Source organism: Vibrio qinghaiensis, assembly GCF_002257545.1.
Taxonomy (GTDB): domain Bacteria; phylum Pseudomonadota; class Gammaproteobacteria; order Enterobacterales; family Vibrionaceae; genus Vibrio; species Vibrio ordalii.
In genome coordinates this window covers 637,920-656,733 of sequence record NZ_CP022742.1, presented here as the reverse complement: position 1 = coordinate 656,733, position 18,814 = coordinate 637,920, and the positions used below count along the sequence as shown (strand labels likewise).

General features: G+C 41.5%; 10 protein-coding genes. 7 read left to right on the top strand and 3 right to left on the bottom strand.

The window, feature by feature from the left end; translation table 11 throughout:
- Positions 1–2,874: 2,874 nt before the first annotated feature.
- Entirely contained in the window at positions 2,875–3,792 is a 918-nt protein-coding gene (locus CCZ37_RS16470) for an alpha/beta hydrolase (protein ID WP_094501576.1), read from the top strand.
- Between the two features lie 129 nt (positions 3,793–3,921).
- On the opposite strand, the gene CCZ37_RS16460 is transcribed toward CCZ37_RS16470, so the two are convergent.
- Positions 3,922–4,359, bottom strand: coding sequence for a BLUF domain-containing protein (locus CCZ37_RS16460; RefSeq protein WP_157729223.1), 438 nt, complete (start codon positions 4,357–4,359; stop codon positions 3,922–3,924).
- Positions 4,360–4,539: 180 nt separating this feature from the next.
- Here CCZ37_RS16460 and CCZ37_RS16450 point away from each other — a divergent pair, with 180 nt between their 5' ends.
- The 5 genes from CCZ37_RS16450 to CCZ37_RS16425 all read left to right on the top strand — a co-directional run bounded on the left by CCZ37_RS16450 (position 4,540) and on the right by CCZ37_RS16425 (position 9,149).
- Positions 4,540–5,076, top strand: a complete 537-nt coding sequence (locus CCZ37_RS16450; protein WP_088729492.1) for a nucleotidyltransferase family protein — start codon at positions 4,540–4,542, stop codon at positions 5,074–5,076.
- 217 nt (positions 5,077–5,293) lie between these two features.
- Positions 5,294–6,499 (top strand): DUF533 domain-containing protein, encoded by a 1,206-nt coding sequence (locus CCZ37_RS16445; RefSeq protein ID WP_094501574.1) that lies wholly within the window; start codon positions 5,294–5,296, stop codon positions 6,497–6,499.
- Positions 6,500–6,886: 387 nt separating this feature from the next.
- Entirely contained in the window at positions 6,887–7,207 is a 321-nt protein-coding gene (gene tnpA, locus CCZ37_RS16435) for an IS66 family insertion sequence element accessory protein TnpA (RefSeq protein WP_094501461.1), read from the top strand.
- A complete protein-coding gene (tnpB, locus tag CCZ37_RS16430) occupies positions 7,204–7,557 on the top strand; it encodes an IS66 family insertion sequence element accessory protein TnpB (RefSeq protein ID WP_094499614.1) in 354 nt (117 codons plus the stop codon). The genes tnpA and tnpB overlap by 4 nt, the downstream gene beginning before the upstream one ends.
- Positions 7,558–7,616: 59 nt before the next feature.
- Positions 7,617–9,149 carry an IS66-like element ISVa12 family transposase gene (locus tag CCZ37_RS16425; protein WP_094499631.1) on the top strand — a complete coding sequence of 511 codons (1,533 nt, stop codon included), beginning with the start codon at positions 7,617–7,619 and terminating at the stop codon, positions 9,147–9,149.
- Between the two features lie 3,554 nt (positions 9,150–12,703).
- Here the strand turns inward: CCZ37_RS16425 and CCZ37_RS16410 are convergent.
- Positions 12,704–12,982, bottom strand: a complete 279-nt coding sequence (locus CCZ37_RS16410; RefSeq protein ID WP_010320663.1) for a type II toxin-antitoxin system RelE/ParE family toxin — start codon at positions 12,980–12,982, stop codon at positions 12,704–12,706.
- Positions 12,979–13,263, bottom strand: a complete 285-nt coding sequence (locus tag CCZ37_RS16405) for a type II toxin-antitoxin system RelB/DinJ family antitoxin (RefSeq protein ID WP_017040620.1) — start codon at positions 13,261–13,263, stop codon at positions 12,979–12,981. Before CCZ37_RS16405 ends, CCZ37_RS16410 begins: the two co-directional genes overlap by 4 nt.
- A 2,755-nt stretch (positions 13,264–16,018) precedes the next feature.
- On the opposite strand from CCZ37_RS16405, the gene CCZ37_RS16385 reads away from it, so the two are divergent.
- The gene (locus CCZ37_RS16385) at positions 16,019–17,491 is read left to right on the top strand and encodes an ATP-dependent nuclease (RefSeq protein WP_094501567.1); all 1,473 of its coding nucleotides are present in this window, start codon (positions 16,019–16,021) and stop codon (positions 17,489–17,491) included.
- Positions 17,492–18,814: the final 1,323 nt, after the last annotated feature.

The following is an 18,814-nucleotide window of genomic DNA, read 5'->3' as shown; positions in this document are numbered from 1 at the left end:
TGGTTGGTTGCTGAAAGGTGGACTTTGTTTTCGCGGCTTACTTATCACAGTTCTTGCTTGGGTTGATTCTTGAATCACTCAACCATTGCAATCGTGGCTTTTGATCGAGTAAAGTCAGTTTATCTTATTGAATTTGCATAACAAACGGCTCAAGAGGGATTGCCAACGCGTGGCGACTTTAGTGCAAAATTGCAGTTCAGTGTTTAAGTGTGTTTTTTAAGTTCGGCGGTGCGTTGCCAACCCCTTAGCCGGGCGTTAGGCAAAGTGAGTTTTTATCAGCTAAATCGGGTTTGAATTGAATGGTGAATTCCATGTTTTAATGGCTGGACTTAAGCAATAAATCGTCATCACATATTTGTTGTTTCTTGATCGTGTTGGGTTGTTTTTCGCTGTGAATTCAGCGGCAAAATAACCTTCAGCATCCAAACGTCCGCCGAGCATGCTACGCTCGTCACTTTTCTTCCAAATCGCTAAATTTGAGTTTTTTGGTTTCTTTGCTGATTTGAGATTTTGGTTTATAAATGAATCGGTTAGTTTGTTTCAAGTTTACAAAAAAGCTCGTTCTTTGGTTGTGAAAGTGTCGGTGTCAATTGGTTGGCCTAACAAACGGCTCAAGAGGGATTGCCAACGCTTGGCGGTTTTAGTGCAAAATTGAAGCTTAGTGTTTACAGTGTGTTTTTTGAGTCCGGCAGTGCGTTGTCAACCCCTTAGCCGGGCGTTAGCTGAGGTTAAGAACAATCATAAAATTAAGCGTTTATTTTTCTTAGTCTGAGGCTCTAGCTTTACACCTGAAAGTCAGCACTTTTCCATGTATCTCGCCAGTGGCACTGTTCGTGAAGTGGTTGAACTAACCGAAGCCTTCTTACGGGAAGTGATGTGCTTGTTTATTTCTTTGGTGTGGCTTCTTTGGTTTTGAAGCTCTTTCGCGCTTAAGTTGATTTCGCGCACTTGGTTGTTGGCTTCTTCGAAAGAATTCTTTGTAAATTTAAGTCTTAGAAGCTCGTCAGTTTTGCTGTTATTTCTTCTTTGCCAAGTGCGTTTCGTGGGTTAGGTTTTAGTTTCTCAGTTGTTCGTTTTACTTTCTCGCTTGAAAGCAATAATGTGTTTTAAATTAGGCCGTTGGGCAGTAAATCTCTGGCTAAAGTGCAGCAGCTAACAAACGGCTCAAGAGGGATTGCCAACGCGTAGCGGCTTTGGTGCAAAATTGAAATTCAGTGTTTATAGTGTGTTTTTTAAGTTCGGCTATGCGTTGTCAACCCCTTAGCCGGGCGTTATGCAACTCAGGTAAATTTAGGGGTTCAATCTTTTGGATTTCTCCGGCCATTCGTTTTGTTGTGTCGGCAAATGAGCATTTTTACCTTCAAATTCATTGTGAACTCAAGCCGTAAAACAGGCAAGGTTCTTTGTTTGCCTCAATCAGTTTTAGCGCTGGCGCGTTGTAAATTCAGTGGGCGCAAAGTGTGGAAAGGGCAAGTTTATCGAGCATTTTGCACTTGCTGAAGTTTTCGCTCGTTGAGTTTTCCTGATTCAAAAGCTTGGTTTGTTGTTGAACGGTGGGCTTTGTTTTGGCGGCTTATTTATCACGGCTCTGGCTTCGGTTGATTCTTGAATCACTCAACCATTGCAATCGTGGCTTTTGATCGAGTAAAGTCAGTTTATCTCATTGAATTTGCATAACAAACGGCTCAAGAGGGATTGCCAACGCGTGGCGACTTGAGTGCAAAATTGAAGTTCAGTGTTTACAGTGGTTTTTTAAGTTCGGCGGTGCGTTGTCAACCCCTTAGCCGGGCGTTATGCAACTCAGGTAGATTTTAGGGGTTCAATCTTTTTAGATTTCTCCGGCCATTCGTTTTGTGTTGTCGGCAAATGAGCACTTTTACCCTCAGATTCGTGGTTCACTCAAACCGTAAAACAGGCAAGGTTCTTTGTTTGCCTCAATCAGTTTTAGCGTTGGCGTGTTGTGAATCTTGTGGGCGCAAAGTGTGGAAAGGGCAAGTTTATCGAGCATTTTGCACTTGCTGAAGTTTTAGCTCGTTGAGTTTTCCTGATTCAAAAGCTTGGTTTGTTGCTGAAAGGTGGACTTTGTTTTGGCGGCTTATTTATCATGGCTCTGGCTTGGGTTGGTTCTTGAATCACTCAACCATTGCAATTGTGGCTTTGGGTCGTGTAAATTCAGTTTATCTCATTGAATTTGCATAACAAACGGCTCAAGAGGGATTGCCAACGCGTGGCGGTTTTAGTGCAAAATTGAAGTTCAGTGTTTACAGTGTGTTTTTTGAGTTCGGCGGTGCGTTGTCAACCCCTTAGCCGGGCGTTAGGCAAGGTGAGTTTTTATCAGCTAAATCGAGTTTGAATTGAACGGTAAATCCCATGTTCTCAGGCTGAATTTAAGCAATAAATAATCATCACATATTTGTTGTTTCTTGATCGTGTTGGGTTGTTTATCGTTATAAATTTAGCGGCAAAATAACCTTCAGCATCCAAACGTCCGCCGAGAATGCTACGCTCGTCACTTTTCTTCCAAATCGCTCAATTTGAGTTTTTTGGTTTCTTTGCTGAGTTAGAGTTTTGGTTTATAAATGAATGGTTTAGTTTGCGTCAAATTTACAAAAAGCCTTGTTCTTGGCTTTTGAAAGTATTGTTGCCAATCGGTTGGCCTAACAAACGGTTAAAGAGGGACTGCCAACGCGTGGCGGTTTTTGTTCAAATCGGCCTTTGTGATTACGGTTGTTATTTTGAGTTCAGAGTTTTGCGTTGTCAGCCCCTTAACCGGGCGTTATGTTTAATCAGTATCACAAATCGACACTGTTTTTATATACAGCAATATATGTTCGGCTATCATATTGAGCTTTGAACACATTCGAAGAATTAAATATGAGTAACTATCTAGAGCGCGGCATTAAAGAACTCGTTGAAGAGTTCATTTCTTGTGGGAAACCTTGCCCATCAAAACAAACTATTTCTGAGCGTCGTGCCGGTTATCTATCAAGTACAGTTTTAGCTGGCTCTAGCCCTGAAATGGCCGATGAGTTTGTTGATGAGCTGGATGGTATTCATATCAAAGTTTATAAGCCAAGCGGTAAAGCTAATTTGCCAATCACGATTTACTTTCATGGTGGTTGTTTCATTAGTGGTGGTTTTGAAACACATGAAGCACAACTGAGGCAGTTAGCTCATCTATCAGAGACTATAGTGGTTTGCATTAAGTACCGATTAGCACCAGAACATACATATCCATCAGCTCATGATGATGTATTTCAGGCCGCGTTGGGTATCAAAGAGCATGGTCATAAATATGGCGCTGATACTGGACATGTGTTTTTTGTCGGTGATAGTGCTGGCGCACAATTAGCTCTTGCTACAGCTCTTCGCTTGAAAAATAAAAAGCTGTGGCTACCTGAAAAACAAGTCCTAATATATCCAATGGTCGATCCCTTGGGGGCGTCTGATAGTTATCAGAAAAACGGTACAGATTTTATTATTACCGCTCAAATGTTGCTGTCAGGTTTTCAGCTTTATGCGGGTGAATCAGAGCGGTTAGTCAGTGAAACAGAACTCAATCTATTGGCAAGGAAAGATTTTCAAGGTTTACCGCCAACGATGATTATCACAGCCGAGTATGACCCACTGCGAGATGAAGGAGAGCAGTTGTACAGGTTGCTTCTTTCCCAAGGAGTTGACGCTTATTGTGAACGTTACCTAGGTGTAATACATGGTTTCTATCAACTTTCGGGTGTAAGTGAGTCTGCAAGGCGTTGTATTAGGAATATTGCAGAAACGATCAAAAATTAAACATAACAAACGCTTCAAGAGGGACAGCCAACGCGTGGCATTTTTACTATGCGTTGGTTTTTGTGGTTACGGTGTTATGCGGAAAGTTAGTAGTAGCGTTGTCTGCCCCTTAAGCGGGCGTTAGCTTAACTATTGCAAAGTTGCTAAATATGCCTTTGGAAGATAATTTTTCAGTTCTTCGAGGAGTAAGTGGGCATTCGTGGGAGTGATTAATCGGGGATCGAACTCGTCCGAGTCCATGAGTCTTTGATGCATTGGTACTAGTAGCGGAGATTGTAAAATGTAGGCCATAGCCCATTCGCCGAACTGTCTGGTTGCAATAGGTGCTTTCTCTACGACCATTATATTTGTATGGCGTTTATCTTTTTCTATCAGAGTAAATACTTCTTCAATATCCTTATTTTCGCCTTCAAGGCATTGAAAGAAATAATGATTTGAGTAATAGAGAACCCCTGTGATATTTTTGCTAGCGTTCCTTCCAATAGCTTCAGCAAGGATGTTATCGATTTCATCTAAATTGCATTTATCTGACATCGAGCTAGTGTAAATAAGTTTTGTAAGCTTCATCTTGTTACCCCTAGACATTTTTGTAAAGTATAGACGATTTAAGCTAACAATCTGTTTAAGAGTGATTCGCAACGCTTGGCATTTTTACTATGCGTTGCGTTTAGTGTTTAAGGTGGTTTGCGGAAGCATCGGTATTGCGTTGCTCACACCTTAACAGGGCGTTATGGCGCAAGGTGAAAAATGGATACTATCGTTGATTTAGTTAGAAAAGATCCCGTTCGATTTGAAGCACTGGAATGTGTTTACCAGCTTGAATTGCCTCAGTGCTACATAGCCGCAGGTTTTGTGCGAAACCTTGTCTGGGATTTTTTACATCGCAATGTAAAGCCGACGCCATTAAACGATATTGATGTTATTTTCTTCGATGCTGATTGTGTCGATTCAGATTATGAAAAATCACTTGAACTCAAGTTATCGGAGCAAATGCCCCAGATCAATTGGCAAGTGAAAAATCAAGCCAAGATGCACTTACAAAATGGCGATGATCCTTACCAAAGCACATTGGATGCCATGAGCTATTGGCCTGAAAAAGAAACGGCGGTAGCAGTGAGAAAAGTCGAGTACGATCATTATGAATGTATATCAGCCTTTGGTTTCGAGAGTTTATTTCAAGGTTTAATCACACATAATCCTAAACGAGCATATGGAACCTTCGAAAATCGAGTAAAGTCAAAGGGTTGGCTAGTTATATGGCCTAACTTGAGAATTGCGCCATAACAAACGGCTCAAGAGGGATTGCCAACGCGTGGCGGTTTTAGTGCAAAATTGAAGTTCAGTGTTTAAGTGTGTTTTTTAAGTTCGGTGGTGCGTTGTCAACCCCTTAGCCGGGCGTTATATTTATTGTCGGTCACGTATATGAAACTAAACTCTATTCTAACAGAAAGTTTATTCATACAATTAGCTGATACTTAACCTGTTGATCAAGGAGTTATAAATGCCATTACCATTAATAGCAGCCGCAGGGGTTGGGGCTGGATTGGTTGCTGCCTATAATTATTTCATGAATGATGAAGACAAAATGAATGATAAGGCTGAGGTAAGGCCCAAAAAACCTCAGTTAACAAAAGCAAAGCAGAAAGAACTAGATTTTATGGTTAAACTTGCAACGGCAGCTGCTTATGCTGATGGTAATATTAGTGAAGAAGAAGAAAATGTAATAAATGGATATATAGAATCTCAAGTTTCTAAGTATGAGGAGTCCGATTTTCTAAGAAATTTACAAATCGAAGCTCCGTGTAGCATGGATGAACTGCACCGTCGTTGGGAAGCTATTAACGATTGTGCTCATGAAAGTTGGAACAAGATTGTTGAAGACATTATCGGCGCAGATAATCAGCATACTGAGTGTGAAAAAGCATTTTTGTATAGATGTAACTTGATGTTTCAGGGTGTGCCAGATCAAAAGCTTTTTATGCTTACAGAGGATAGTGAGAAGAAAAGTACTTTATCGCTAGATTATTTAGACCCCAGCGTAGAGCTTGAAGGCTATCTATTAACTAATGCTGTTCCTAATGAATTTTTAGTAGTTCATCCAGCACATAGGAAAAGCCAACTTAAAGAGCTAATTCCAATTAGTGAATTCTTTGACGACTCTTTTCTTACAAATCAAGATACAGAATTAGTTAATGCAGCCAGAATCGCTGGAGCAAAGAAAGTTACTATATTCTCTGATAGTAAGCGGTCGGAAAGTACCTCTACGGACATAGAAATCAATGCAGGCGTCAGTCACAAAGTAGTTTCAGGTAGTATCGCCTCAGGAGTTGGAGCGTCAAATGTATACTCTACTTCTGACAATAAAGTGATTGTATACGAGTTCACGGGTGGCGAAACCAGTTTAATGAACAAGCTGAAATCAAGGTTTAAATCACCTGAAAAAGAAATTCTAAGGCAATCTGCATGGTTACAACATGACCCGGACTTGACAGAGTTTGTGCGAAGCTGCTTTAGTGAAAATAAGGTGAAATACTTTAAGAAAACAATTAGTACAGAATCCCAAAGGAATATACTATTTTCTGCAAGAGTCGCAGCTAACTGCAAATTAATAAAAGTATCGTCTGAAGCTAAAAGTGCACTTGAGAGAAAAGGTGAGATCTTTGAGTCTTCAGAAAAAATGTATGAAGTAACATTCGAACTACCATAAATATAACAAACGCTTCAAGACGGATTCGCAACGCGTGGCATTTTATCCATGCGTTGATTTTTGTGATTAAGGTGGTGTGCGGAAACACCGCATTGCGCTGCTCACCACTTAAGCGGGCGTTATGCAACTCAGGTAAATTTAGGGGTTCAATCTTTTGGGATTTCTCCGGCCATTCGTTCTGTGTTGTCGGCAAATGAGCATTTTTACCCTCAAATTCGTGGTTCACTCAAGCCGTAAAACAGGTAAGATTCTTTGTTTGCCTCAATGAGTTTTGGTGCTGGTTTGTTGTCAATTCAGCGTGCGCAAAGTAAGCGCGTCATAAACACCGCATTCTAATCATCCTCAGTCCGCCATAAGATCAAATCTCCAACCTCAAGGAGATCTGAAATGGCAAAACGACGCACCAACCAAGAATGGCAAACCTTGTTCGAGCAATACCAATCCAGTCAACTATCCCAGCGTGTTTTCTGCGAGCGCCATAGTCTGAGTCTTTCGACCTTTTATGCAAAGCGTCAACAATTGCAGTGCTTTGGGCAATCTCAAACTGGTGGCTTTATCAAAGCTGAAGTCGTTGAAAAAACGACTCGCTACCAAGTAACTCAAACACCCGTCGCCAACATGACATTATTTATTAATGACGCTGAACTCAGCATTCCACAGGGTACACCTGCCTCGTATCTGGCAGAGTTAATCGGAGCACTGTCATGAAACGAATGTTGAGCGCCCCGAATGTTTACCTGTATCGAGAGTTCGTGGACTTTAGAAAATCCATCAATGGCCTAGCGGCGATTATCGAGTCCGAAACCGATTTGCCGCTAGGTACAGGCGCACTTTTCCTGTTTACCAATAAACAACGCGACAAAGTCAAAGTGTTGTACTGGGATAAAACGGGCTTCGCCCTGTGGTACAAACGGCTCGAAAAAGCCAAATTCAAATGGCCCACTCAAGAGAAAAAACAGGTCTACACCCTGACTCAATTTGACTTAGATAGACTGTTATCTGGCTTCACGATAATCGGCCATAAACCGATAAAAATAGACAATTTTACAATGAGTTAATCTCGATAAAAGTCAGTTATACCAAGCCTTGACGTGGTGTTTTTAGTATAATCAATGCCATGAAAAAGACGCCCGATATTAACCCAGAAAGCCAAGACATCGCCGAGCTTCAAGCTATGGTGAAAGCGTTGATGTCGGAGAAAAAAGAGTGGCAACAAGAGCGCCAATCCTTAATTGAGCAGTTTAAACTGGCCCTTGACCGTCAATTCGCCAAACGCTCGGAAGCGTTAAAGCCTTATAATGAAGCGCAAGGTGACCTCTTTAATGAGGCGGAATGTGAAGCAGCGAAAGTGGAAGATGAGGTTATCACCACCACAACGACGACCATTAAACGTCGTGGTAAACGTCAACCGCTGCCTAAAGACTTACCGCGTGAAACACTCGTACTTGACCTAGATGAGCACGACAAGCAGTGCTCATGCTGCCAACACGCTCTGCATAAAATCGGCGAAGACCGCAGTGAAAAGCTGGAGTTCACGCCCGCCGTCCTAAAAGTATTGGAAGTCGTTCGCCCGAAATACGCCTGTCGTCAGTGTGAACAACAGGCTGAAAAAAGCCACATTCACCAACAACCCGCACCGATAAGTATCATCCCCAAAAGCTTCGCTACCGAAAGTCTGCTTGCCAACATTATTTTAGGTAAATATCAGTATGCGCTTCCGCTGTATCGTCAGGAAACCTTGTTCACCCAATCAGGTATCGAGTTATCGAGAACGACCATGGCCAGGTGGGTAATCCAGGTGAGTGAAAAGTTCAAACCGCTTTATCAGGCACTGAAGGCTCACTTACTCGAACAAGTGGTGGTTCAGGCCGATGAAACGCCGCTCAATGTGCTCAAGGAAGACAAGCAATGTTACATGTGGTTGTACTGCTCGGGAGCCGACTCCCCTGAAGCTAAACTCCCTGACATGAAAAATATCGTCTTGTTCGACTATCAAAACAGTCGCGCGAGAGTGTGCCCCGTGAACTTCTTGGGTGATTACTCAGGCTATCTGCAAAGTGATGGTTACGCGGCTTATGATGGATTAACCAACGTCACCAATGTCGGTTGCTTCGCTCATGCACGTCGTAAGTTCATGGAAGCGAAGAAGCTTCAGGGCAAGGGTAAAACAGGTAAAGCGGATGTGGCGTTAGCCAAAATCCAAAAGTTGTACGCACTTGAATCTCGATTAAAACTGGCTTCGGTCGAAGAGCGTTGGGCAGAAAGACAAGCGCAGGCTAAACCGATGTTGGATGACTTCTATGACTGGTTAACCACGCAGAAAGTCATCGAATCGAGTCCTCTTGGTAAAGCGATCAAGTACACCTTGGGTCAGTGGCCTAAGCTGATACGCTATGTTGAAGATGGGCATTTATCTATCGACAACAACCGAGCGGAACGCGCAATCAAATCGCTGGTCATTGGCAGAAAAAATTGGTTATTCTCGACGAATCCGCTTGGTGCTGATGCGAGTGCTTTGCTGTATAGCATCATCGAGACGGCGAAAGCGAACGGACTGATACTCTACGATTACATGGTCAAATGTATGAAAGAACTGGCAAAGCCAGAGCCTGATATCAACTCACTGCTTCCTTGGAACTTCTCACACTAAAACGCCCCGTGGGATCATGGGGCGCATACTGCGCAAAGTGTGGAAAGGGCAAGTTAATCGAGCATTTTGCACTTGCTGAAAGTCTTGCTTGTTGAGTTTTCCTGATTCAAAAGCTTGGTTGATTGCTGAAAGGTGGGCTTTGTTTTGGCGGCTCATTTATCACAGTTCTTGCTTGGGTTGATTCTTGAATCACTCAACCATTGCAATTGTGGCTTTTGGTCGTGTAAATTCTGTTTATCTCATTGAATTTGCATAACAAACGGCTCAAGAGGGATTGCCAACGCTTGGCGACTTTAGTGCAAAATTGAAGTTCAGAGTTTACAGTGTGTTTTTTGAGTTCGGCGGTGCGTTGTCAACCCCTTAGCCGGGCGTTATGCAACTCAGGTAAATTTAGGGGTTCAATCTTTTTAGATTTCTCCGGCCATTCGTTTTGTGTTGTCGGCAAATGAGCTTTTTTACCCTAAAATTCGTGGTTTACTCAAGCCGTAAAACAGGCAAGGTTCTTTGTTTGCCTCAATGAGTTTTGGTGCTGGTTTGTTGTGAATTTAGCGGGCGCAAAGTGTGGAAAGGGCAAGTTTATCGAGCATTTTGTACTTGCTGAAGTTTTCGCTCGTTGAGTTTTCCTGATTCAAAAGCTTGGTTGGTTGCTGAAAGGTGGACTTTGTTTTCGCGGCTTACTTATCACAGTTCTTGCTTGGGTTGATTCTTGAATCACTCAACCATTGCAATCGTGGCTTTTGATCGAGTAAAGTCAGTTTATCTTATTGAATTTGCATAACAAACGGCTCAAGAGGGATTGCCAACGCGTGGCGACTTTAGTGCAAAATTGCAGTTCAGTGTTTAAGTGTGTTTTTTAAGTTCGGCGGTGCGTTGCCAACCCCTTAGCCGGGCGTTATGCAACTCAGGTAATTTTAGGGTTTCAATCTTTTGGATTTCTTCGGCCATTCGTTTTGTGTTGTCGGCAAATAAGTATTTTTACCCTCAGATTCGTGGTTAACTTAAGCCGTAAAACAGGCAAGGTTCTTTGTTTGCCTCAATCAGTTTTAGCGTTGGCGTGTTGTGAATCTTGTGGGCGCAAAGTGTGGAAAGGGCAAGTTTATCGAGCATTTTGTACTTGCTGAAAGTCTTGCTTGTTGAGTTTGTCTCATTCAAAAGCTTGGTTTGTTGTTGAACGGTGGACTTTGTTTTGGCGGCTGATTTATCACAGTTCTTGCTTGGGTTGATTCTTGAATCACTCAACCATTGCAATGGTGGCTTTTGATCGAGTAAAGTCAGTTTATCTTATTGAATTTGCATAACAAACGGCTCAAGAGGGATTGCCAACGCGTGGCGGTTTTAGTGCAAAATTGAAGTTCAATGTTTACAGTGTGTTTTTTGAGTTCGGCGGTGCGTTGTCAACCCCTTAGCCGGGCGTTATGCAACTCAGGTAGATTTTAGGGGTTCAATCTTTTTAGATTTCTCCGGCCATTCGTTTTGTGTTGTCGGCAAATGAGCACTTTTACCCTCAGATTCGTGGTTCACTCAAACCGTAAAACAGGCAAGGTTCTTTGTTTGCCTCAATCAGTTTTAGCGTTGGCGTGTTGTGAATCTTGTGGGCGCAAAGTGTGGAAAGGGCAAGTTTATCGAGCATTTTGCACTTGCTGAAGTTTTAGCTCGTTGAGTTTTCCTGATTCAAAAGCTTGGTTTGTTGCTGAAAGGTGGACTTTGTTTTGGCGGCTTATTTATCATGGCTCTGGCTTGGGTTGGTTCTTGAATCACTCAACCATTGCAATTGTGGCTTTGGGTCGTGTAAATTCAGTTTATCTCATTGAATTTGCATAACAAACGGCTCAAGAGGGATTGCCAACGCGTGGCGGTTTTAGTGCAAAATTGAAGTTCAGTGTTTACAGTGTGTTTTTTGAGTTCGGCGGTGCGTTGTCAACCCCTTAGCCGGGCGTTATGCAACTCAGGTAAATTTAGGGGCTCAATCTTTTGGATTTCTCCGGCCATTCGTTTTGTGTTGTCGGCAAATGAGCATTTTTACCTTCAAATTCATTGTGAACTCAAGCCGTAAAACAGGCAAAGTTCTTTGTTTGCCTCAATCAGTTTTGGCGTTGGCGCGTTGTTAATTCAGTGGGCGCAAAGTGTAGAAAGGGCAAGTTTATCGAGCATTTTGCACTTGCTGAAAGTCTTGCTTGTTGAGTTTGTCTCATTCAAAAGCTTGGTTTGTTGTTGAACGGTGGACTTTGTTTTGGCGGCTTATTTATCACAGTTCTTGCTTGGGTTGATTCTTGAATCACTCAACCATTGCAATTGTGGCGTTTGGTCGTGTAAATTCGGTTTATCTCATTGAATTTGCATAACAAACGGCTCAAGAGGGATTGCCAACGCTTGGCGACTTTAGTGCAAAATTGAAGTTCAGTGTTTACGGTGTGTTTTTTGAGTTCGGCGGTGCGTTGTCAACCCCTTAGCCGGGCGTTAGCTGGAGTTAAGAAAAATCATAAAATTAAGCGCTTATTTTTCTTAGTCAGAGGCTCTAGCTTTACACCTGAAAGTCAGCACTTTTCCATGTATCTCGCCAGTGGCACTGTTCGTGAAGTGCTTGAACTAACCGAAGTCTGTTTACGGGAAGTGGTGTGTTTGTTTATTTCTTTGGTGTAGCTTCTTTGGTTTTGAAGCTCTTTCGCGCCTAAATGGGTTTTGCGCACTTGGTTGTTGGCTTCTTCGAAAGAATTCTTTGTAAATTTAAGTCCTAGAAGCTCGTCAAGTTTTCCTGTTATTTCTTCTTTGCCAAGTGCGTTTCGTGGATTAGGTTTTAGTTTCTAAATTGTCCGTTTTACTTTGTCGTTTGAAAGCAATAATGTGTTTTAAATTAGGCCGTTGGGTAGTCAATCTCCGGCTAAAGTGCAGCAGCTAACAAACGGCTCAAGAGGGATTGCCAACGCGTGGCGGCTTTAGTGCAAAATTGAAGTTCAGTGTTTATGGCGTGTTTTTTGAGTTCGGCTATGCGTTGTCAACCCCTTAGCCGGGCGTTATGCAACTCAGGTAAATTTAGGGGCTCAATCTTTTGGGATTTCTCTGGCCATTCGTTTTGTGTTGTCGGCAAATGAGCATTTTCACCCTAAAATTTGAGGTTTACTCAAGCCGTAAAACAGGCAAGGTTCTTTGTTTGCCTCAATTATTTTTAGCGTTGGCTTGTTGTGAATCTTGCGGGCTCAAAGTGTGGAAAGGGCAAGTTAATCGAGCATTTTGCTTTTGCCGAAGGTTTCGCTCGTTAAGTTTTCCTGATTCAAAAGCTTGGTTTGTTGTTGAAAGGTGAACTTTGTTTTGGCGGCTTATTTATCACAGTTCTTGCTTGGGTTGATTCTTGAATCACTCAACCATTGCAATGGTGGCTTTTGGTCGTGTAAAGTCAGTTTATCTCATTGAATTTGCATAACAAACGGCTCAAGAGGGATTGCCAACGCTTGGCGACTTTAGTGCAAAATTGAAATTCAGTGTTTACTGTGTGTTTTTTGAGTTCGGCGGTGCGTTGTCAACCCCTTAGCCGGGCGTTAGTTGCCCACCGACTACAGTCAATCGGTAGGGAATTTCTGCTTCTGGTGTAGAACTCGCATTATGCGAATAATTGAACCTTCTACCCAATACGAAACGATCATTGAGATTTCGGGAATAATGAGTAATCGTCCTCGAATTCCATCCCGTTGAACACCCATCAATGGTTGTTCGAGTAAGTTTTCTACTTTAGCCTCAATAATGTCATCAGTTTTTTCAGCCGCATCAGGGTTAAAGTCATAAAGAAACTCAAAGATCTTCTCACGATCATTTAGCGATTCTTCTTCCCATAAAATCATTGCTGGCCTCGATTACGAATTTTGGCCTTTCGTTCAGCCATTCGTGCTTTAGCTGAATTATGTTCAACAAATGAAGATTTTCCTGAGTCAAACTTCTCAAATGCTAGGTTTATTTGTTCAGTTAACCAAGCGTCATGAGATAATGTTTTTCTTTGTTGCTCAGCCATTTGTTCAGTAAGTTCACGGCAAGCATCGCTGAGTGTGCGGCCTTGGCTCTCAGCCATCTGTTGGGCTAAACGTTTAATTTCGTCATCAACACGAAATTGAATTCTAGTGTCCATGAGTAGCTCCCTAAGTTTGCGTGTGTACAAATGTTAGCACTAGAATCGAGCAAGGACAACTAACAAACGGCTCAAGAGGGATTGCCAACGCGTGGCGGTTTTAGTGCAAAATTGAAGTTCAGTGTTTACAGTGTGTTTTTTGAGTTCGGCGGTGCGTTGTCAACCCCTTAGCCGGGCGTTATGCAACTCAGGTAAATTTAGGGGTTCAATCTTTTGGATTTCTCCGGCCATTCGCTTTGTGTTGTCGGCAAATGAGCATTTTTACCCTAAAATTCGTAGTTCACTCAAGCCGTAAAACAGGCAAGATTCTTTGTTTGCCTCAATCAGTTTTAGCGTTGGCTTGCTGCCAATTCAGTGGGCGCAAAGTGTGGAAAGGGCAAGCTTATCGAGTATTTCGCATTTGCTGAAAGTCTTGCTTGTAGGGTTTGTCTCATTCAAAAGCTTGGTTTGTTGTTGAAAGGTGGACTTTGTTTTGGCGGCTTATTTATCGCAGTTCTTGCTTGGGTTGGTTCTTGAATCACTCAACCATTGCAATTGTGGCTTTTGGTCGTGTAAATTCGGTTTATCTTATTGAATTTGCATAACAAACGGCTCAAGAGGGATTGCCAACGCGTGGCGGCTTTAGTACAAAATTAAAGTTCAGTTTTTACGGTGTGTTTTTTGAGTTCGGCGGTGCGTTGTCAACCCCTTAGCCGGGCGTTAGGCAAGGTGAGTTTTTATCAGCTAAATCGAGTTTGAATTGAACGGTAAATCCCATGTTCTCAGGCTGAATTTAAGCAATAAATAATCATCACATATTTGTTGTTTCTTGATCGTGTTGGGTTGTTTATCGTTATAAATTTAGCGGCAAAATAACCTTCAGCATCCAAACGTCCGCCGAGAATGCTACGCTCGTCACTTTTCTTCCAAATCGCTCAATTTGAGTTTTTTGGTTTCTTTGCTGAGTTAGAGTTTTGGTTTATAAATGAATGGTTTAGTTTGCGTCAAATTTACAAAAAGCCTTGTTCTTGGCTTTTGAAAGTATTGTTGCCAATCGGTTGGCCTAACAAACGGTTAAAGAGGGACTGCCAACGCGTGGCGGTTTTTGTTCAAATCGGCCTTTGTGATTACGGTTGTTATTTTGAGTTCAGAGTTTTGCGTTGTCAGCCCCTTAACCGGGCGTTATGCAACTCAGGTAAATTTAGGGGTTCAAACTTTTGGATTTCTCCGGCCATTCGTTTGGTGTTGTCGGCAAATGAGCATTTTTACCCTAAAATTCGTGGTTAACTCAAGCCGTAAAACAGGCAAAGTTCTTTGTTTGCCTCAATCAGTTTTGGTGCTGGTTTGTTGTGAATTTAGCGTGCGCAAAGTGTGGAAAGTGCAAGTTTATCGATCGTTTTGCACTTGCTGAATTTTTCGCCCGTTGAACTTGTCTGTTCCAAAAGCTTGGTTTGTTGTTGAAAGGTGGGCTTTGTTTTGGCGGCTTATTTATCACAGTTCTGGCTTGAGTTGGTTCTTGAATCACTCAACCATTGCAATGGTGGCTTTTGGTCGTGTACATTCGGTTTATCTCATTGAATTTGCATAACAAACGGCTTAAGAGGGATTGCCAACGCTTGGCGGTTTTAGTGCAAAATTGAAATTCAGAGTTTACAGTGTGTTTTTTAAGTCCGGCGGTGCGTTGTCAACCCCTTAGCCGGGCGTTATGCAACTCAGGTAAATTTAGGGCTCAATCTTTTGGGATTTCTCCGGCCATTCGTTTTGTGTTGTCGGCAAATGAGCATTTTTACCTTCAAATTCATGGTGAACTCAAGCCGTAAAACAGGCAAGGTTCTTTGTTTGCCTCAATCAGTTTTAGCGTTGGCGTGTTGTGAATCTTGTGGGCGCAAAGTGTGGAAAGGGCAAGTTTATCGAGCATTTTGCACTTGCTGAAGTTTTCGCTCGTTGAGTTTTCCTGATTCAAAAGCTTGGTTTGTTGTTGAAAGGTGGACTTTGTTTTGGCGGCTCATTTATCACAGTTCTTGTTTGGGGTGGTTCTTGAATCACTCAACCATTGCAATTGTGGCTTTTGGTCGTGTAAAGTCAGTTTATCTCATTGAATTTGCATAACAAACGGTTAAAGAGGGACTGCCAACGCGTGGCGGTTTTTGTTCAAATCGGCCTTTGTGATTACGGTTGTTATTTTGAGTTCAGTGTTTTGCGTTGTCAGCCCCTTAACCGGGCGTTATGCAACTCAGGTAAATTTATGGGCTCAATCTTTTGGGATTTCTCGGGCCATTCGTTTTGTGTTGTCGGCAAATGAGCATGTTTACCCTAAAATTCGTGGTTAACTCAAACCGTAAAACAGGCAAGTTTCTTTGTTTGCCTCAATCGGTTTTAGCGCTGGCGCATTGTCAGTTTGGCAGGCGCAAAATGTGGAAAGGGCAAGTTAATCGAGCATTTTGCTTTTGCTGAAGTTTTCGCTCGTTGAGTTTGTCTGACACAAAAGCTTGGTTTTTTGTTGAAAGGTGGACTTTGTTTTGGCGGCTTATTTATCTCGGCTCCTACTTGGGTTGGTTCTTGAATCACTCAACCATTGCGATTGTGGCTTTTGGTCGTGTAAATTCAGTTTATCTCATTGAATTTGCATAACAAACGGCTCAAGAGGGATTGCCAACGCGTGGCGACTTTAGTGCAAAATTGCAGTTCAGTGTTTACAGTGTGTTTTTTGAGTTCGGCGGTGCGTTGTCAACCCCTTAGCCGGGCGTTATACAAAATAATTTTAAAAGGAGTAGCTATGAAACTAAATATGGTCATAAATGAGATCAAATCCATTGATCATTTGGAAATTGATTTACCCATCGAGAAAGGACTTTATGCTATAACTGGACAAAATGGTTCAGGGAAAAGTACAGTTGTTACATGTGCGTCCAGTGCATTCTTTAATATGAGGATGAATGACTATTTCGGAACTACAAGTGAAAACGCAAAGATTAATTTTAAATTAAATGGTGCGTCTAGATCTTGGGAAAAGAAAGATGGTAAGTGGATTAGCCATCGTGATGGTAATATGTCAATAAAAGGTTTCTATGAAGGAAGTATAATTTTTGGGAATCGTTTTAAAAATACAAATTATAGCATATTAAAAAACCTTGATCGTATTGATGATGATTTACTTCAGCCCGGTGAGGATTTTATTAGAACTAATTTGGGTAAAATTCTGCATAATAATGAAGACTTTTACACTGAACTATTCAAAGTAAACAATGCTGACGTTGGTAAAAGTGTTCAATTTAGTGGTGATATTTTCTATTATCAAAAAGATGGGCGAAGAGTTAGTCAATTTCACATGTCAACTGGTGAAAACCTATTGGTTAGTGTTTTAAATTCCATTAATATTAGAAACTCTGATAGAGCCAGTTTAAGCAAGCCGTGCATTCTTTTTCTTGATGAAATTGAATTGGCTTTACATCCGTCATCATTAAAAAGACTGGTTTCTTTCCTTAATGAAATGTCAATGTTATATAATTACGCTATATATTTTTCGACACATTCAATAGAGCTAATATCAGCCATTTCACCTGAAAATATATTCTTTTTAGAGCGGCACTCTGATAATTCACTAGAAATAATAAACCCTTGTTATCCAGCGTATGCAACTAGAATACTATACGATCACTCCGGTTATGACAGCATAATATTAGTAGAGGATGACTTAGCAAAAGAGATTATTACAAGATTACTAAGAGATAACAATCTTCTTAATAGTCGCTTAGTTCATGTTTTACCTTGTGGCGGATATACAAATGTTATCGAGCTAGCTAAAGAAGTTGTTTCAAGTAACTTGGTTGGTAAGACATCAACTATATCGATTATCTTGGATGGTGATGTAAAGGAAGATGCATCAAAGTATATGTATAAGCATGGAATAAAAAATAACATCCCACTTAGCTATTTACCTATTGAAAGTTTAGAAAAATATTTAAAACATACATTACATGATTCCGTCGATCATAAGTTGTTTAGAAAATTAAATGATTTCATATTTCACCAAGTGAGTTTGAGAGAGTTAGTTGAAAATTATAAAAGTAATTATGATGTGAGGAGTGATAAGAGTGGTAAAAAACTATATAAGCTAATAGATTCTGAATTAAGAGAAAGAAATAAGTCAAGAGGGGATATTGTTGAAATTGTAGTTCAACATTTGCTAGAAAATAATAGAAGCGATATGGATAAATTAGTGGTGTATTTAAAAGAAACTCTTGAGTAAGTCAATCAGTATTTTGTATAACAAGCAATTTAAGAGGGATTCACAACGCTTGGCACTTTTGTTTCTACTTCAAATTTAGTGTTTATGGCACAATGCGTTAACTTGGGTGGATGCGTTGTTCACCCCTTAATTGGGCGTTATGCAACTCAGGTAAATTTAGGGGTTCGATCTTTTTAGATTTCTCCGGCCATTCGTTTTGTGTTGTCGGCAAATGAGCTTTTTTATCCTCAAATCCTTGGTTAACTCAGCCGTAAAACAGGCAAGGTTCTTTGTTTGCCTCAATCATTTTTAGCGTTGGCTTGCTGCCAATTCAGCGGGCGCAAAGTGTGGAAAGGACAAGGTTATCGAGCGTTTTGTACTTGCTGAAGTTTTCGCTCGTTGAGTTTTCCTGACACAAAAGCTTGGTTTGTTGCTGAAAGGTGGACTTTGTTTTGGCGGCTTATTTATCATGGCTCTTACTTGGTTGGATTCTTGAATCACTCAACCATTGCAATGGTGGTTTTTGGTCGTGTAAAGTCAGTTTATCTTATTGAATTTGCATAACAAACGGTTAAAGAGGGACTGCCAACGCGTGGCGGTTTTTGTTCAAATCGGCCTTTGTGATTACGGTTGTTATTTTGAGTTCAGTGTTTTGCGTTGTCAGCCCCTTAACCGGGCGTTATGCAACTCAGGTAAATTTAGGGGTTCAATCTTTGGGACTTCTCTGGCCATTCGTTTTGTGTTGTCGGCAAATGGGCATTTTTACCCTCAAATTCGTGGTTCGCTCAAGCCGTAAAACAGGCAAGGTTCTTTGTTTGCCTCAATGAGTTTTGGTGCTGGTTTGTTGTGAATTTAGCGTGCGCAAAGTGTGGAAAGGGCAAGTTTATCGAGCGTTTTTCACTTGCTGAATTTTTCGCCCGTTGAACTTGTCTGTTCCAAAAGCTTGGTTTGTTGCTGAAGGGTGAACTTTGTTTTGGCGGCTTATTTACCATGGCTCTGGTTTGGGTTGATTCTTGAATCACTCAACCATTGCAATTGTGGCTTTTGATCTAGTAAAGTCAATTTATCTTATTGAATTTGCATAACAAACGGCTCAAGAGGGATTGCCAACGCGTGGCGACTTTAGTGCAAAATTGAAGTTCAGTGTTTACGGTGTGTTTTTTGAGTTCGGCGGTGCGTTGTCAACCCCTTAGCCGGGCGTTATGCAACTCAGGTAAATTTAGGGGTTCAATCTTTTGGATTTCTCCGGCCATTCGTTTTGTGTTGTCGGCAAATGAGCTTTTTCACCTTCAGATTCGTGGTTTACTCAAACCGTAAAACAGGCAAGGTTCTTTGTTTGCCTCA

Excerpts from the sequence above, each read along its gene's own strand:
- CCZ37_RS16470 (WP_094501576.1), top strand. The coding sequence starts at position 2,875 with ATGAGTAACTATCTAGAGCGCGGCATTAAAGAACTCGTTGAAGAGTTC.
- CCZ37_RS16460 (WP_157729223.1), bottom strand. The coding sequence starts at position 4,359 with ATGAAGCTTACAAAACTTATTTACACTAGCTCGATGTCAGATAAATGC.
- CCZ37_RS16450 (WP_088729492.1), top strand. The coding sequence starts at position 4,540 with ATGGATACTATCGTTGATTTAGTTAGAAAAGATCCCGTTCGATTTGAA.
- CCZ37_RS16445 (WP_094501574.1), top strand. The coding sequence starts at position 5,294 with ATGCCATTACCATTAATAGCAGCCGCAGGGGTTGGGGCTGGATTGGTT.
- tnpA (WP_094501461.1), top strand. The coding sequence starts at position 6,887 with ATGGCAAAACGACGCACCAACCAAGAATGGCAAACCTTGTTCGAGCAA.
- tnpB (WP_094499614.1), top strand. The coding sequence starts at position 7,204 with ATGAAACGAATGTTGAGCGCCCCGAATGTTTACCTGTATCGAGAGTTC.
- CCZ37_RS16425 (WP_094499631.1), top strand. The coding sequence starts at position 7,617 with ATGAAAAAGACGCCCGATATTAACCCAGAAAGCCAAGACATCGCCGAG.
- CCZ37_RS16410 (WP_010320663.1), bottom strand. The coding sequence starts at position 12,982 with ATGATTTTATGGGAAGAAGAATCGCTAAATGATCGTGAGAAGATCTTT.
- CCZ37_RS16405 (WP_017040620.1), bottom strand. The coding sequence starts at position 13,263 with ATGGACACTAGAATTCAATTTCGTGTTGATGACGAAATTAAACGTTTA.
- CCZ37_RS16385 (WP_094501567.1), top strand. The coding sequence starts at position 16,019 with ATGAAACTAAATATGGTCATAAATGAGATCAAATCCATTGATCATTTG.